The following is a 15,651-nucleotide window of genomic DNA, read 5'->3' as shown; positions in this document are numbered from 1 at the left end:
CCGGGAAGGGCATTGGCCCGGTTCAGGTGGAACGCGTGGCAGGGTTGAGGTCTTGATCGACCGAGTCTCGAACCGCCGGAGGGCGCACCGTGGACCAACTGGCGCTGCTGCTTGTTCTGTTGCTCGGAGCGGTGGTGACGGTGCCGCTGGGGGAGCGGCTCGGGCTGCCCGCGCCCGTGCTCATGACGCTGGCCGGGATCGTCCTCGCCTTCGTGAGCTGGGTTCCGAACATCGAGATCCCGCCGGACTACATCCTGCCGCTGATCCTTCCGCCCTTGCTGTACGCGTCGGTTCAGCGCACCTCCTGGCGGCAGTTCACGGCCAACAGACGCCCCATCTTCCTGCTGGCGGTGGCCCTCGTCTTCGTGACGACGGCAGCGGTCGCGGCGATCGCCAACTCGGTCGTCCCGGGGCTTCCGATCGCCGCGGCCGTGGCGCTGGGTGCGCTCGTGGCGCCGCCCGACCCGGTCGCCGCGACCGCCGTCGCCGGATCGCTCGGGCTGCCGCGTCGGCTCGTGTCGATCCTGGAGGGGGAGGGACTGTTCAACGACGTCACGGCGATCGTGCTCTACCACGTGGCGATCGCGGCGGCGGTCAGCGGGACTTTCTCCTGGCCCGCGGCGGTAGGGCAGTTGGTGCTCTCGGCGGTGGTGGCCGTTGTCGTGGGGCTCGCGCTCGGCTGGCTCACCAACAAGCTCATGGGGCTGCTCGGCGACGCCACCCTGCAGACCGGTCTGACGCTGCTCGTGCCCTTCGCGAGCTACGTACTGGCGGAGGAACTGCTCGGCTCAGGTGTGCTCGCCGTGCTGACCACGGCGCTCTATCTCGCCGAGCACAACGCCGACGCGGACGACGTGCTGGGGCGGATCACCGGGCAGACGTTCTGGCAGATCGTCGACACGCTGGTCACCGGCATCGCGTTCGGGCTCATCGGGCTCGAGCTGCACAACGTCTTCGGTACGGCGAACGGCCGTGAGCTGCGGATGGTCGGCTGGGGCGGCGCGGTCGTCGCCGTCGTCATCGGCGTACGACTGCTGTGGCTGCTGCCCGCGACCTGGCTGGCCAAGCGGCTGCACAAACTGCGGGACTACGACGAGGAGATCCCGACGACGTGGCGCGAGACCGTCGTCATGTGGTGGGCGGGGATGCGCGGGGTGGCGTCGGTCGCCCTGGCCCTGGCCATTCCGCTGAAGACGGAGAACGGGGATCCCTTCCCGGCCCGGGACGAGATCATCTTCATCGCGTTCTGCGTCATCATGGCGACCCTCGTCGTCCAGGGGCTCACCCTGCCCTGGCTGGTGAAGAAGCTCGGGGTGCGGGCGGACACCGACGCCGAGCGGGCCATCGAGCGGGAGCTCGCCATCCGGGCGGCCAAGGCGGCCAAGCGCCGCCTGAAGGAGATCGAAGAGGTCGAGGAACTGCCGGAGGATCTCTCGGAGCGGCTGCTGCGCGGGGCGTTCGACATCGGCGCAAGGATCAGCCCCGACATCGTCGACGACGAACGGCGTGAACGGTTCTCCAAGCGCGTCGACCGCCTCAAGGCGGTCCAGCGCATCCAGCGCGACATGATGTCGGCCGCCCGCCACGAGGTGCTCGCCGCGCGCAGCGAGCCCGGCGCCGACCCCGAGATCGTCGACCGGGTGCTGCACCACCTCGACGTGCGCAGCCTGCGGTCTCCCTGACGCGGGCAGCGGGCCGGGCCGGGGTGCTTTCAGCCCCGGCCCGTGCGCGGCACGATCGGCGGCTGCGGGTGCGGACGGTCGCCTTCCGGCGGCAGTTCGGCCCAGGCCGTGTTGACCCGCGGCAGCGCGTAGGGATGGTGCTCGGCCAGCCAGCGGACGAGGTGCTCGCGCACCACGACCCGTACCGTCCAGATGTCGTCGGCGTCCTTGGCGGTGACCAGGGCCCGCACCTGGATCGTGTTCGGCGTCGTGTCCGTGACCGCGAGCCCCCAGTCCCTGCCGTCCCAGGCCGCGCACTCGCGCAGGACGTCCTGGAGCTTTTCACGCATCTCGGTGACGGGCGCCGTGTGGTCCAGCTGGAAGAAGACCGTGCCGGTCATCTGGGAGCCGCCGCGCGACCAGTTCTCGAAGGGCTTCGACACGAAGTACGACACCGGCATGGTGATCCTGCGCTCGTCCCAGGTCCGTACGGCCAGGAACGTCAGGGTGATCTCGTCGATCGTGCCCCACTCGCCGTCCACCACGACGGTGTCGCCGATGCGCACCATGTCGCCGAAGGCGATCTGCAGTCCCGCGAAGAGGTTGGCGAGCGTGGACTGTGCGGCGACGCCCGCGACGATGCCGAGGAGGCCCGCCGAGGCGAGCAGTGACGTTCCGGCCGTCTGCATGGCGGGGAAGGTCAGCAGCATCGCGCCGACGGCCACGACGCCGACGATCGCGGTGACCACCCGCTGGATGAGCGTCACCTGCGTACGCACCCGGCGGACCCGGGCCGGATCGCGGTGGGCATTGGCGTAGCGCGCGTACGTGGACTCGACGATGGCCGTCGCGATGCGGACGAGGAGCCAGGCCACCGACCCGATGAGCACCAAGGTCAGGGTCTGCGCGATGCCCGCCGAATGGTCCTTGGCGATCTCCGCTTGTTCGAAGGAGCCGCGCAGCAGGGCGGCACAGAGGGAAAGTTGAAGTGGCAGCCGACAACGGCGCAGCAGCCCCCACAGTGGGGTGTCGCGGTGGCGGTCGTCGGTCCGGCGCAGCAGCACGTCGGCCAGCCAAACCACGGCCAGCGTGAGCACGACCGAGCCGCCGACCACGATCAACGGACGCAGTACGTTCTCCATGCCCCCGAGGGTAGGTGGCACGATGGCCTCATGAACATCATGCTTATCCACTCGACCTACGGGCTGCGGCCCGCGGTGCACGCGGCGGCCGACCGGCTGCGGGCGGCGGGCCACGAGGTGTGGACGCCCGATCTCTTCGACGGGCGCACCTTCGAGACCGTCGAGGAAGGCATGGCCTTCAAGGACGAGCTCGGCAAGGACGAGCTCCTCAAGCGCGCCATTCTGGCCGCCGCGCCCTACTCCGAGCGGGGTCTCGTCTACGCCGGTTTCTCCCTAGGCGCCGCCACCGCGCAGACCCTCGCCCTCGGGGACGACAAGGCCCGCGGGCTGCTGCTCCTGCACGGCACATCCGACATCGCGGAGAACACGAAGGTGGACGAGCTGCCGGTGCAGCTGCACGTCGCCGAGCCGGATCCGTTCGAGACGGACGACTGGCTGAGCGCCTGGTATCTGCAGATGCAGCGGGCCGGCGCCGACGTCGAGGTCTACCGCTACGCGGGCGCCGGCCACATCTACACCGACCCCGGCCTCGACGACTACGACGCCGACGCGGCCGAGGCGACGTGGCGTACGGCGATCGGCTTCCTGGAATCCCTTTAGCAGGCCCGGTCAGCGCACCGGGAAGTCCGCCCGCTCGATCTTCTGCGTGCCGCTGAGCGTGCGGTACGAACGGGCCCACCGGGACGTGGCCTTGGGGTCCTTGCGGTCGGACAGGACGTAGTAGTCCATCTGCGAGCGCTCGGCGGTGACGTCGAGGACGCCGTAGCCGTGCGAGTCCATGTCCAGCCACTTCACATGGCGGTTGGCCGCCTTGACCGCGCCCACCGCGACCAGCGAGACGGTGTGCGGGGCGACGTGCAGGATGTCGTCCAGGTTGTCGGAGGTCACGGAGGTGACCACGAACTCCGTGGCCGCGGAGGGCGATCCGGGGTACGTGGCCGCCTTCACCGGCACGTCGTTCGCCCAGGCCATGTGGATGTCGCCGGTGAGGAAGACGGTGTTCCGGACGGCGTTGTCGACCAGGTGCGAGATGAGCTCCTTGCGGTCGTCGGTGTAGCCGTCCCACTGGTCGCCGTTGACCGCGAGGCCCTCCTTGGGCAGGCCGAGCAACTCAGCGATGGGTTCGAGCAGATGGGCCGGTACGGAGCCGAACGCGACCGGCGAGATCATCACCGAGGTGCCGACCAGCTTCCAGGAGGCGTCGGACGAGGCGAGTCCCGCCTTCAGCCAGTCGAGCTGGGCGCGGCCCGTGATCGTACGGTCCGGGTCGTCGACGTCACCGCTGCCGAAGCCCGCCTGCTCGGAGCGGAAGGAACGCAGGTCGAGCAGGTGCAGATCGGCCAGCTTGCCGAAGCGGATGCGGCGGTAGACGGTGCCTTCAGTAGAAGGACGTACGGGCATCCACTCGAAGTAGGCCTGCTTGGCGGCCGCCATGCGCTGCGCCCAGCCGCCCTCGGTCTCGGGGGAGTGGTTCACGCCGCCGCCCGACCAGGCGTTGTCGGCGAACTCGTGGTCGTCCCAGATCGCGATCACGGGGTGTGTCGCGTGCATTGCCTGTGCGTCGGGGTCGGTCTTGTGGACGCCGTGCCGGACGCGGTAGTCGGCGAGGCTGACGATCTCGTGCCGCGGCTCGTGCTGCCGCACCCCGTACTTGGCGGCCGGGTACTCGCCGCTCTTGTACTCGTAGATGTAGTCGCCGATGTGCAGGACCGCGTCGAGTTCGGTGCGGGCCGCGAGATGGCGGTAGGCGGAGAAGTAACCGGCTTCCCAGTTGGCGCAGGACACCACGCCGAACCGGACACCGGGGGCCGCTGCTTCGTGCGCGGGAGTCGTGCGGGTGCGGCCTACGGGGGAGTGCGCGTCGCCCGCGGAGAAGCGGAAGTAATAGGTGGTGGCAGGGTTCAGGCCCCTTACGTCGGCCTTGACCGTGTGGTCGGCCGATGCCCGCGCGGTCGTGCTGCCGTGGCCGACGACCTGGGTGAAGCCCTTGTCCTTGGCTATCTCCCAACTCACCGCGGTGTCCGGCCCCTTGCCGGAGCCCGGCGTGGCCTCCGGTATTGGCGTCACGCGGGTCCACAGCAGCACCCCGTCGGGCAGCGGGTCACCGGAGGCGACTCCGTGGTGGAACGCGGGGCCTTCGGCGGCGTGCGCGAGGGGAGTGGCGGCGAGCGGTGCGAGGGCCGCGGTGGCGGCAGCGGCCTTGACGACCGTTCGGCGGCGCGGGGCCGGGGAGTTGGGCGATCTCTGGGCGTTGATTCGACTGGTCACGGACGATCACCTTACTGATCAGTAATCGCCAAGAGCGGGCGAACCGCGGAAAGTTCGCCCGCTCTTCTCAGGTGGTTCAGTCGGTTCAGCCCTTGAGCGCCGCGTCGATGGCCGTCTTGTACTCCTCGACCGTCGTCGGGGCGTTCTTCTTGTCGGCGCCGGTCAGCTTCTTGCCGTCCATGACGAACGAGGGCGTGCCGTCGACGCCGTCCTTGTTGTCGTCGAACTTCTTCGACATCTCAAGGGCCCAGCGGTCGTACGTCCCGTCCTTGACCTCCTTCTTGAAGGCCGCGCTCTTCTTGAGGTCGGGCACTTCGTCGGCGACCTTCAGCAGGTAGGAGTCGTCCTTGAACTTGTCGGAGGTCTCCTCGGGGTGGTTCTCCTTGGAGAACAGCGCCTTCTTGTAGTCGAGGAAGGCCGTGTCGCTCACGTTCAGGGCGGCACCGAGAGCGCTGAGCGCGTTCTTGGAGCCCTCGCCCTGGAGGTTGCGGTCGAGGAACGAGGCGCCGATGAACTGGATCTTGTACTTGCCGTCCTCGACGTCCTTCTCGACCGTGGGGCCGACCGTCTGCTCGAAGCTGGCACAGATCGGGCAGCGCGGGTCCTCGTAGACCTTGAGGGTCTTCTTGGCGCTGTCCTTGCCGATGACGACGGTCGTGCCGTCCGTGCCCGTGGAGTTCGCCGGCTTGACCAGCTTCTCGTCCTTGGCCGCTTCCCAGTGGTCGGGCTTGTTGGCCTGCATGACGGCGTAGCCGACGCCGCCCGCGATCGCCAGGACCGCGATGACGGATACGCCGACGATCATCGACCGCTTCCGCTTCTCCCGCTTGCGCTCGGCTTCCTGCTGGGCGCGGATCCGCTCGCGGGCCGCCGACTTGGCCGCCTGGCTGTTGCGCTTGCTCATGATGGTGTTCTCCGTAGGGGTGGCATACGTGACGTACGTGGTGACGGTGGTGCTCAGGCGAAGACGGCCGAGCACGGCGGTCCACGCCGTCCCACGAAGTGCACGAGCAGTCGCGTCCGCGCGGCCTGTACCCGGCGCGCGGGGCGCGGCAGGCGGCGCATGGGCCGCGGACGGACGCTCACCGCGGCGACCGCGATGAGCAGCGGCCGGAAGGTGGAAGCGGCCACCGCGCGCAGCAGCTGGGCCAGGGCGCGCTCACCGCGCCGTAGCCAGGCCGCCGCGAGCAGGCCGACCCCGATGTGCGCGCCGAGGAGCAGCCAGGCGGCGCCCGGTTCGGCGTCGGCGAGCAGCACCGCGCCGCGGTGCCCCTCGCCGCCGGTCATCCGGGCCAGCGGGGTGCCGACGCCGCCACCGCCGCACAGCACGTCGAAGCCGACGGAGCGGAGCGGGCCCGCGACGGGGCCGCCCGCCTGGCCGTAACAGACGTGCTGGCCCGCGGTGAACACAGTGTCGGCAGCCAGCTCAAGGGGGATCAGCAGGGCGGCGATCCGGCCGTAGCCACGCTCGCGCCCCGCCAGTGCGTACGCGATGACGAAGACCGCCGCCGCGAGCGCGGCGACGGTGGTCAGCGGCAGCGGGGCGCGGGACAGCAGGACGTGCGACGCGGCGGAGAGCGTCACGACGAGCGCCGTGAAGAGTGCCGCGCGCACGGCTCTGAGCTGGGTCCCGGATATGTCCATCGCGCAGCCGAGTGTGCCATGTGCTCCCATAAGGCAGCCCTAAAGGGTGCCTATGAGTTACACGATGGACCGCAGCCCCGGAATCCGGCCGTTACGGAACAGGTCGACGAAGATCTGGTGGTCCCGGCGCGCACGTGCGCCGTACTCGTGCGCGAAGTCCACGAGCAGGTCTCCAAAGCCCTCCTCGTCGGCCGCGATGGCGGCGTCGATCGCGCGCTCCGTGGAGAACGGCACCAGGTCCGAGTGGCCGCTCTCGTCGTCCGCCGCGGAGTGCATCGTGGCGGTGGCGCGGCCCAGGTCGGCGACGACCGCGGCGATCTCGTCCAGGTCGTCGATGTCCGACCAGTCCAGGTCCACGGCGTACGGAGAGACCTCGGCGACCAGCTGCCCGGAGCCGTCGAGCTCCGTCCAGCCGAGCCACGGGTCGGCGTGCGCCTGGAGCGCGCGCTGCGAGATGACCGTGCGGTGGCCCTCGTGCTGGAAGTAGTCACGAATCGCGCCGTCGGTGATGTGCCGCGAGACGGCCGGGGTCTGGGCCTGCTTGAGGTAGATCACGACGTCGTTCTCCAACGCGTCGCTGTTGCCCTCCAGGAGGATGTTGTACGAGGGCAGTCCCGCGGAGCCGATGCCGATGCCTCGGCGCCCGACGACGTCCTTCACTCGATAGGAGTCGGGCCGGGTCAGTGAGGACTCGGGGAGGGTCTCCAGATAGCCGTCGAAGGCGGCGAGGACCTTGTAGCGAGTGGCCGCGTCGAGCTCGATCGAGCCGCCCCCGGAGGCGAAGCGGCGCTCGAAGTCACGGATCTCCGTCATCGAGTCCAGGAGCCCGAAACGGGTCAGCGAGCGCGCGTCACGCAGGGCGTCCAGGAGCGGGCCCTGGGCGGTGTCCAGGGTGAAGGGCGGCACCTCGTCGCTCTTGGCGCCGGTCGCCAGGTCGTGGATCCGCTCGCGGTACGCCGCGGCGTAGATCCGCACCAGATCGGTGATCTGCTCGTCGCTGAGCGCCTTCGTGTACCCGATCAGGGCCACCGAGGCGGCGAAGCGCTTCAGGTCCCAGGTGAAGGGCCCGACATACGCCTCGTCGAAGTCGTTCACGTTGAAGATCAGACGGCCCTGGGCGTCCATGTACGTGCCGAAGTTCTCCGCGTGCAGGTCGCCGTGGATCCACACCCGGCCCGTGCGGTCGTCGAGGTACGGGCCGCCGTGCTGCTCGCGCTCCAGGTCGCCGTAGAAGAGGCAGGCCGTGCCGCGGTAGAACGCGAAGGCGGAGGCGGCCATCTTCCGGAACTTCACCCGGAACGCGGCGGGGTCGGCGGCAAGCAGCTCGCCGAACGCTGTGTCGAAGACGGCGAGGATCTGCTCGCCGCGCTGCTCAGCGGTGGGCTGCGGGTCCGACATCGCGGGGTGCCTCCAGGTAACAGGTGGTGCCAGGTGGTGCATGACATTTGAGACAGGGGTTCCGACCTGTCCAACGCACGACGGTACCCCCGAGTGCCCAACGTCTGTCAGTGCTCCGGATTAGACTTCCCCGCTGTCCCCCCAGACTGCCCGCAGCCTGTCACCGACTGTTCTCCGGAGGCCTCCCGCCGTGACCAAGCCGCCCTTTACGCACCTCCACGTCCACACCCAGTACTCGCTGCTGGACGGTGCCGCGCGGCTGAAGGACATGTTCGACGCCTGTAATGAGATGGGCATGACACACATCGCCATGTCCGACCACGGCAACCTGCACGGGGCGTACGACTTCTTCCACTCGGCGCAGAAGGCGGGCGTGACGCCGATCATCGGCATCGAGGCGTATGTGGCGCCGGAGTCCCGCCGTAACAAGCGGAAGATCAAGTGGGGGCAGCCGCACCAGAAGCGGGACGACGTGTCCGGTTCGGGTGGTTACACCCACAAGACGATCTGGGCGGCGAACAGCACGGGCCTGCACAACCTCTTCCGCCTCTCCTCGGACGCGTACGCCGAGGGCTGGCTGCAGAAGTGGCCGCGTATGGACAAGGAGACGATCTCCCAGTGGTCGGAGGGTCTGATCGCCTCCACCGGCTGCCCGTCGGGAGAGCTCCAGACACGGCTGCGCCTCGGGCAGTACGAGGAGGCCCGCAAGGCGGCGGGTGAGTACCAGGACATCTTCGGCAAGGACCGTTACTTCCTGGAGCTGATGGACCACGGCATCGAGATCGAACGCCGGGTCCGCGACGACCTCCTGAAGATCGGCAAGGAGCTGGGCATCCCGCCCCTGGTCACGAACGACTCGCACTACACGTACGCCCACGAGTCGACCGCGCACGACGCCCTGCTCTGCATCCAGACCGGCAAGAACCTCTCGGACCCCGACCGCTTCCGCTTCGACGGCACCGGCTATTACCTGAAGTCCACGGACGAGATGTACGCCATCGACTCCTCCGACGCCTGGCAGCAGGGCTGCGCCAACACCCTGCTGGTCGCCGAGCAGATCGACACCACCGGGATGTTCGAGAAGCGCGACCTCATGCCCAAGTTCGAGATCCCGGACGGCTTCACCGAAGTCACCTGGTTCCAGGAGGAGGTCCGGGTCGGCATGAACCGCCGCTACCCGGGCGGTGTCCCCGATGACCGGCAGAAGCAGGCCGAGTACGAGATGGACATCATCATCCAGATGGGGTTCCCGGGGTACTTCCTCGTGGTCGCCGACTTCATCATGTGGGCCAAGAACAACGGCATCGCGGTGGGCCCTGGCCGTGGCTCCGCGGCCGGCTCGATCGTCGCGTACGCCATGGGCATCACCGACCTCGACCCGATCACGCACGGCCTGATCTTCGAGCGGTTCCTCAACCCCGAGCGCGTCTCCATGCCCGATGTCGACATCGACTTCGACGAGCGCAGGCGCGTCGAGGTGATCAGGTATGTGACGGAGAAGTACGGCGCCGACAAGGTCGCCATGATCGGTACGTACGGAAAGATCAAGGCGAAGAACGCCATCAAGGACTCCGCGCGCGTGCTCGGATATCCGTACGCGATGGGCGACCGCCTCACCAAGGCGATGCCCGCCGACGTCCTCGGCAAGGGCATCGACCTCTCCGGCATCACCGACCCCAAGCACCCGCGCTACAGCGAGGCGGGCGAGATCCGGGGGATGTACGAGAACGAGCCGGACGTGAAGAAGGTCATCGACACCGCCAAGGGTGTGGAGGGCCTGGTCCGGCAGATGGGCGTGCACGCGGCCGGCGTGATCATGTCCAGCGAGCCGATCGTCGACCACGCCCCGCTCTGGACGCGGCACACCGACGGCGTGACGATCACGCAGTGGGACTACCCCCAGTGCGAGTCGCTCGGCCTGCTCAAGATGGACTTCCTGGGTCTGCGCAACCTGACCATCATGGACGACGCCGTCAAGATGGTGAGGAACGACAAGGGCGTCGACCTGGAGATGCTCTCGCTCCCGCTGGACGACGCGAAGACCTTCGAACTGCTCTGCCGCGGTGACACCCTCGGCGTCTTCCAGTTCGACGGCGGCCCGATGCGTTCGCTGCTCCGCCAGATGCAGCCCGACAACTTCGAGGACATTTCCGCCGTCTCGGCCCTCTACCGGCCGGGCCCGATGGGCATGAACTCGCACATCAACTACGCGGAGCGCAAGAACGGCCGCCAGGAGATCACGCCGATCCACCCGGAGCTCGAAGAGCCCCTGAAGGAGACGCTCGGCCTGACCTACGGCCTCATCGTGTACCAGGAGCAGGTGCAGAAGGCCGCGCAGATCATCGCCGGCTACTCGCTCGGTGAAGCCGACATCCTGCGCCGCGTGATGGGCAAGAAGAAGCCCGACGAGCTGGCGAAGAACTTCGTCCTGTTCCAGGAGGGCGCGAAGAAGAACGGCTACTCGGACGCCGCGATCCAGGCCCTGTGGGACGTCCTGGTCCCCTTCGCCGGATACGCCTTCAACAAGGCGCACTCCTCCGCGTACGGCCTCGTCACGTACTGGACCGCCTACCTCAAGGCGAACTACCCCGCCGAGTACATGGCCGCGCTGCTCACCTCGGTGAAGGACGACAAGGACAAGTCGGCCATCTACCTGAACGAGTGCCGGCGCATGGGCATCAAGGTCCTGCCGCCCAACGTGAACGAGTCCGTGCACAACTTCGCCGCCCAGGGCGACGACGTGATCCTCTTCGGCCTGGAGGCCGTCCGTAACGTCGGCACGAACGTGGTCGAGTCGATCGTCCGCTCGCGCAAGGCCAAGGGGAAGTTCGCCTCCTTCCCCGACTACCTCGACAAGGTCGAGGCCGCCGCCTGCAACAAGCGGACCACGGAGTCGCTGATCAAGGCGGGCGCCTTCGACACCATGGGGCACACCCGCAAGGGCCTGACCGCGCAGTACGAGCCCATGATCGACAACGTGGTGCAGGTCAAGCGCAAGGAAGCGGAAGGGCAGTTCGACCTCTTCGGGGGCATGGGCGACGAGTCAGGCGGGGACGAGCCGGGTTTCGGGCTCGACGTGGAGTTCTCCACCGACGAGTGGGAGAAGACGTATCTCCTCGCCCAGGAGCGGGAGATGCTCGGCCTGTACGTCTCCGACCACCCGCTGTTCGGCCTGGAGCACGTCCTTTCCGACAAGGCCGACGCGGGCATCGGACAGCTCACCGGCGGCGACTACTCGGACGGCTCGATCGTCACCATCGGCGGCATCATCTCCGGCCTCCAGCGCAAGATGACCAAGCAGGGCAACGCCTGGGCGATCGCGACCGTCGAGGACCTCGCGGGCTCCATCGAGTGCATGTTCTTCCCGGCGACGTATCAGCTCGTCTCGACCCAACTCGTCGAGGACGCCGTGGTGTTCGTCAAGGGCCGCCTCGACAAGCGCGAGGACGTGCCGCGCCTGGTCGCGATGGAGCTCCAGGTCCCCGACCTGTCGAACGCGGGCACCAACGCGCCCGTCCTGATCACCATCCCAACGGTGAAGGTCACCCCGCCGATGGTCAGCCGCCTCGGTGAGATCCTCAGCCACCACCGGGGCAACAGCGAGGTGCGGATCAAGCTCCAGGGGACGCAGAAGACGACGGTCCTGCGCCTCGACCGGCACCGCGTACAGCCGGATCCCGCCCTTTTCGGTGACCTGAAGGTGCTGCTCGGCCCGTCCTGCCTGGCCGGGTAGACCGGACATATCCGAGAGAAGGGGCGCGCCCGGAAATCCGGGTGCGCCCCTTCACACATATGCGCCTGTGTACGCGTCAGTTGTGGCCGAAGCGACGCTGGTGCTTGCGGGCCACCTCGGCCGGGCTGCCCTGCGACTGCACAGAGGACTGCACTCGCTGCTCGGCCTGCTCCGCGGACGACTTGGCCTGCTCCGACGCCTGCTCCGCGGCCGAAGCGCGGTTCTGATCGTCGCCCTGCTTGCGGTTCTTGTTCTTGGCCATGGTGATCTTCCTCCTGAAGGGGATCTGGGGGCCAGGACGCGACCAGATTCACATACCGCGACAAGCGGCGCATTTCAGAGAATTACCGTGCGTAATAAGCCCTGTCGGGGAGTGAAGTCGCGGTACGCCACGCCGAAGATCGAGTTCCGGCCGTTAACCTCCGCCGGGTCGGGCAGACTCGAAGGAAACCCGAACCATTACTTCCAGGGAATCTCCAGGGAAAGAGGGTGGATCGCGTGGACCGCTGCATCGTCCTGGTGGACGCCGGGTATCTGCTGGGTGCGGCCGCGAGCCTCCTCGCGGGCGAGCCGTCGCGCTCCCGGATCACCGTCGATCACACCGCCCTGATCCAGGGCATCCGTGAGCGCGCCGAATCCGACACCGAGCGCCCGCTCCTGCGGATCTACTGGTTCGACGGCGCCCCCGACCGCGTACCCCAGCCCGAGCACCGAAGGCTGCGCGTCATGCCGCGGGTGACGGTCCGCCTCGGCGCCCTGACCCGGAGCGACGGACGGTGGGCCCAGAAAGGCGTCGACGCCGCCATGCACGCCGAGCTGACCGAGCTGGCCCGCAACCGCGCCTGCTCGGACATCGTGCTCGTCACCGGCGACGGGGACCTGCTGCCCGGCATGATGGCCGCCAAGGAGCACGGCGTCGCCGTCCACCTGTGGGCCGTGCAGGCCGCCGACGGGGACTACAACCAGTCCGAGGACCTCGTCGCCGAGGCCGACGAGCGCCGCGTCCTGGACCGGGCCTGGATCACCAAGGCCGTACGGCCCAAGGAGCTCACCGGCGTCTGCGCGCCCTCTCCCGCGCCCCGCCCCGAGATCGCCGCGATCCTCTCCGCGCCGCTGCCGGAGTCCGCGCTCGCGGCCAGCGTCCAGCGGGCCGACGAGGCCGCCGGCAGCCAGAACGGGCAGCACGGCGGGCACGGCGAGCACGTCGGTGCCACGGCCAACGGCGACAGCGGCGAGCCCCACCACACCCCCGGCAAAGGCGTCCCCACCCCCAAGGACCTGGCCGCCCTGCGCGGCCCCGGCGCACCGCCCGCCCAGCATCCGGCCCAGCACCCCGCCAACGCCACGCTGCGGTGGTCCTCCGACAAGGGCTGGGTCGAGCGGCCCGGCGGCGCCCCCGAGAGCCCGGAGGCCGCGGCGCTGCCGACCCTCGCCCAGCTCACGACGGCCGAGCAGCGCTGGGCCGACCGCGAGGAGGACATCACCACCGTCGGCGGTGACCCCTTCGAGGTCGGGCAGGTGTTCGCGCGCCGCTGGATGGGCCGCCTGCCCGAACAGCACAACCTGCAGAAGCTCTCGACGATGTACCCGCGCATCCCGCACCGCGTCGACGGCGAGCTGCTGCGGTACGCGGCCCGCTTCGGCCTGCTCGCCCACAAGGACGACCAGATCGACGAGCACGACCGGTACGCGATCCGGGCGGGCTTCTGGCGCGAGATCGACGTCCACACGGCCGTGGAGCACGCGCCGGTGGGCGACCGGTCCGGCGAGTGACGGGACAGGTACGCAGGAGAGTGCCCGGACACGTCCGCAGATGACTGATACGGGGCGTACGGGGCGCCCCGGGCGTCGTACCGGGCACGCGACCCCGTACCCTCGTCCTTCGTGAGTACGCGCTCGGCACAGGCAGTCCGACAGGGGCTCCGACAGGGTCACGGCAGCGATGCCGTCTGCGCGGTGCGCGACCTCGTCAAGACATATCCCGCCGCCCGCGGCAGGCGCGGCACACCCGCGACGCCCGAGGTGCGCGCCACCGACGGCATCAGCCTCGAGGTGAGGCGCGGCGAGATCTTCGGCCTCCTCGGGCCCAACGGCGCCGGCAAGTCCACCCTCGTACGCCAGCTGACCGGTCTGATGCGGCCCGACAGCGGGAGCGTCGAGATCCTCGGGCACGACATCCTGCGCCACCCCGAGCGGGCCGCGCGGATCCTCGCCTACCTGGGGCAGGAGTCCACCGCGCTCGACGAACTGACCGTCTCCCTCGCCGTCGAGACGACCGCGCGGCTGCGCGGCCTCGATGTGCGCGCCGCGCGGGCCGAGCGGGACGCCGTACTCGACGAACTCGCGCTCACGGAGCTCGCCCCGCGACCGCTGAAGAAGCTCTCCGGCGGGCAGCGCAGGCTCGCCTGCTTCGCCACCGCGCTGGTGGGGGAGCGGCCGCTGCTCGTCCTCGACGAACCGACGACCGGCATGGACCCCATCGCGCGGCGCGCCGTCTGGGGCGCCGTCGACCGGCGCAGGGCCGAGCGCGGCACGACCGTGCTGCTCGTCACCCACAACGTGATCGAGGCAGAGACGGTCCTCGACCGCGTCGCCGTCCTCGACCACGGCAAGGTCATCGCCTGCGACAGCCCCCAGGGGCTGAAGGAACAGGTGGCGGGCGAGGTGCGGGTGGAGCTCGTGTGGCGGGAGCGGGCGCCGCTCGACGTCCCCGAGGTCGCCGCCCTGCGCTCCTCCGCGGTCGAGTCCGGCCGGAAGTGGTCCTTGCGCCTGGCTCCCGACGAGGCGCGTGCCGCGGTCGCCGCCGTCACCGGCGGGGCCGCCTTCTCCGCGCTCGACGACTTCACCCTGGCCACCCCGAGCCTGGAGGACGTGTATCTGGCACTGGGCGGCAACGGCGAAGGGCTGGTGAAGGCGTGACCTTCCAAGGTGTGACCTTCCCCCGGCGAACGAACAGCAACAGGAGGGTCGTTCGGTGAGTGCCGTTCCCCTGGAAGCCGCGGTGCGGACCGACGACCGCGAGTGGCGGTCCGACGCCGCCGCGCCGCTCGGACCCCGTGCGCGGCTGTTTCCCGCGCTCGCCGCCGTCTACCGGGCGCAGCTGTCCCGGGCCCGGGTCGCGCGGATCCCGCTGCTCTTCGTGGCGACCTTCCAGTCCGTCGGGATCATGATCCTGATGCGGGGCGTCGTCGACGGAGGTGGCGAGGCGCGTGCCGTCGTCGCCGGGTCCTCCGTGCTCGTCGTCGCGTTCGTCGCGCTCAACCTGCTCGCCCAGTACTTCGGGCAGCTGCGGGCCGACGGCGGCCTCGACCACTACGCCACGCTGCCCGTGCCGCCCGCGTCGGTGGTCCTCGGCGCCGCGGCGGCCTACGCCTCGTTCACCGTGCCCGGCACGCTGGTCACCGCGGTCGTCGGGTGCGGCCTCTTCGGGCTTCCGATGGCGAACCTGTGGGTGCTCGCCGCGGTGATCCCGCTGGCCGGTGCCGCGCTCGCGGGGCTCGGCGCCGCCCTCGGGCTGCTCGCTCCCCGCCCCGAACTGGCCACGCTGCTCGGGCAGTTGGGCATGTCCGCCGCGCTTCTGCTCGGTGTGCTCCCGGCCGAGCGGATGCCGGAATTCCTCCAGTACGCGCGTGACCTGCTGCCCTCCACGTACGGAGTCGAGGCGTTCGCCCGCACCTTCGGGCCGCATCCCGACTGGGCGGCCGTGGCCCTGGACCTCGGGGTCTGCGCCGGGGTCGGCGTCGCCTCGCTTGCGATCGCCACCTGGGCGTACCGCCGTGCGGCTGTGCGGTGACGCGGGTGACAG

General features: G+C 69.5%; 12 protein-coding genes. 6 read left to right on the top strand and 6 right to left on the bottom strand.

Annotated features, from left to right (window positions below; genetic code table 11):
- The first annotated feature begins 89 nt into the window (after positions 1–89).
- Complete coding sequence (locus ACGFX9_RS01670; protein ID WP_393463229.1) at positions 90–1,682, top strand: Na+/H+ antiporter; 1,593 nt, start codon at positions 90–92, stop codon at positions 1,680–1,682.
- Positions 1,683–1,711: 29 nt separating this feature from the next.
- Here the strand turns inward: ACGFX9_RS01670 and ACGFX9_RS01665 are convergent, their stop codons facing one another.
- Positions 1,712–2,803 carry a mechanosensitive ion channel family protein gene (locus ACGFX9_RS01665; RefSeq protein ID WP_393463227.1) on the bottom strand — a complete coding sequence of 364 codons (1,092 nt, stop codon included), beginning with the start codon at positions 2,801–2,803 and terminating at the stop codon, positions 1,712–1,714.
- 30 nt (positions 2,804–2,833) lie between these two features.
- Between ACGFX9_RS01665 and ACGFX9_RS01660 the strand changes: the two genes are divergently transcribed.
- Entirely contained in the window at positions 2,834–3,403 is a 570-nt protein-coding gene (locus tag ACGFX9_RS01660) for a dienelactone hydrolase family protein (protein ID WP_393463225.1), read from the top strand.
- 9 nt (positions 3,404–3,412) lie between these two features.
- Here ACGFX9_RS01660 and ACGFX9_RS01655 read toward each other — a convergent pair whose 3' ends face one another.
- From ACGFX9_RS01655 to ACGFX9_RS01640, 4 genes are all read right to left on the bottom strand, one after another.
- Positions 3,413–5,071, bottom strand: coding sequence for an alkaline phosphatase D family protein (locus ACGFX9_RS01655; protein ID WP_393463224.1), 1,659 nt, complete (start codon positions 5,069–5,071; stop codon positions 3,413–3,415).
- A gap of 85 nt (positions 5,072–5,156) precedes the next feature.
- Positions 5,157–5,975 carry a thioredoxin domain-containing protein gene (locus ACGFX9_RS01650; RefSeq protein WP_393463222.1) on the bottom strand — a complete coding sequence of 273 codons (819 nt, stop codon included), beginning with the start codon at positions 5,973–5,975 and terminating at the stop codon, positions 5,157–5,159.
- A gap of 53 nt (positions 5,976–6,028) precedes the next feature.
- A complete protein-coding gene (locus ACGFX9_RS01645; protein ID WP_393463220.1) occupies positions 6,029–6,715 on the bottom strand; it encodes a hypothetical protein in 687 nt (228 codons plus the stop codon).
- A 57-nt stretch (positions 6,716–6,772) separates the two neighbouring features.
- On the bottom strand, positions 6,773–8,113 hold the full coding sequence (locus ACGFX9_RS01640) for a DUF2252 domain-containing protein (RefSeq protein ID WP_393463218.1): 1,341 nt from the start codon (positions 8,111–8,113) through the stop codon (positions 6,773–6,775).
- A gap of 190 nt (positions 8,114–8,303) precedes the next feature.
- Here ACGFX9_RS01640 and dnaE point away from each other — a divergent pair, with 190 nt between their 5' ends.
- A complete protein-coding gene (gene dnaE, locus ACGFX9_RS01635; protein ID WP_393463216.1) occupies positions 8,304–11,846 on the top strand; it encodes a DNA polymerase III subunit alpha in 3,543 nt (1,180 codons plus the stop codon).
- A 76-nt stretch (positions 11,847–11,922) separates the two neighbouring features.
- On the opposite strand, the gene ACGFX9_RS01630 is transcribed toward dnaE, so the two are convergent.
- Entirely contained in the window at positions 11,923–12,108 is a 186-nt protein-coding gene (locus tag ACGFX9_RS01630; protein ID WP_393463214.1) for a hypothetical protein, read from the bottom strand.
- Between the two features lie 236 nt (positions 12,109–12,344).
- On the opposite strand from ACGFX9_RS01630, the gene ACGFX9_RS01625 reads away from it, so the two are divergent.
- From ACGFX9_RS01625 to ACGFX9_RS01615, 3 genes are all read left to right on the top strand, one after another.
- Positions 12,345–13,619: an NYN domain-containing protein gene (locus ACGFX9_RS01625; RefSeq protein ID WP_393463212.1), complete on the top strand. Its 1,275-nt coding sequence runs from the start codon at positions 12,345–12,347 to the stop codon at positions 13,617–13,619.
- Positions 13,620–13,730: 111 nt separating this feature from the next.
- Positions 13,731–14,765, top strand: a complete 1,035-nt coding sequence (locus ACGFX9_RS01620; RefSeq protein ID WP_393463210.1) for an ABC transporter ATP-binding protein — start codon at positions 13,731–13,733, stop codon at positions 14,763–14,765.
- A gap of 55 nt (positions 14,766–14,820) precedes the next feature.
- Positions 14,821–15,639 (top strand): ABC transporter permease, encoded by an 819-nt coding sequence (locus ACGFX9_RS01615; protein WP_393463208.1) that lies wholly within the window; start codon positions 14,821–14,823, stop codon positions 15,637–15,639.
- The last annotated feature ends 12 nt before the right edge of the window (positions 15,640–15,651 follow it).

The sequence above is a fragment of the Streptomyces sp. NPDC048436 genome (assembly GCF_043200355.1).
In the GTDB taxonomy this organism is placed as follows: domain Bacteria; phylum Actinomycetota; class Actinomycetes; order Streptomycetales; family Streptomycetaceae; genus Streptomyces.
Note: the sequence above shows the minus strand (reverse complement) of the source record. Positions and strands in the feature narration are given on the sequence as shown.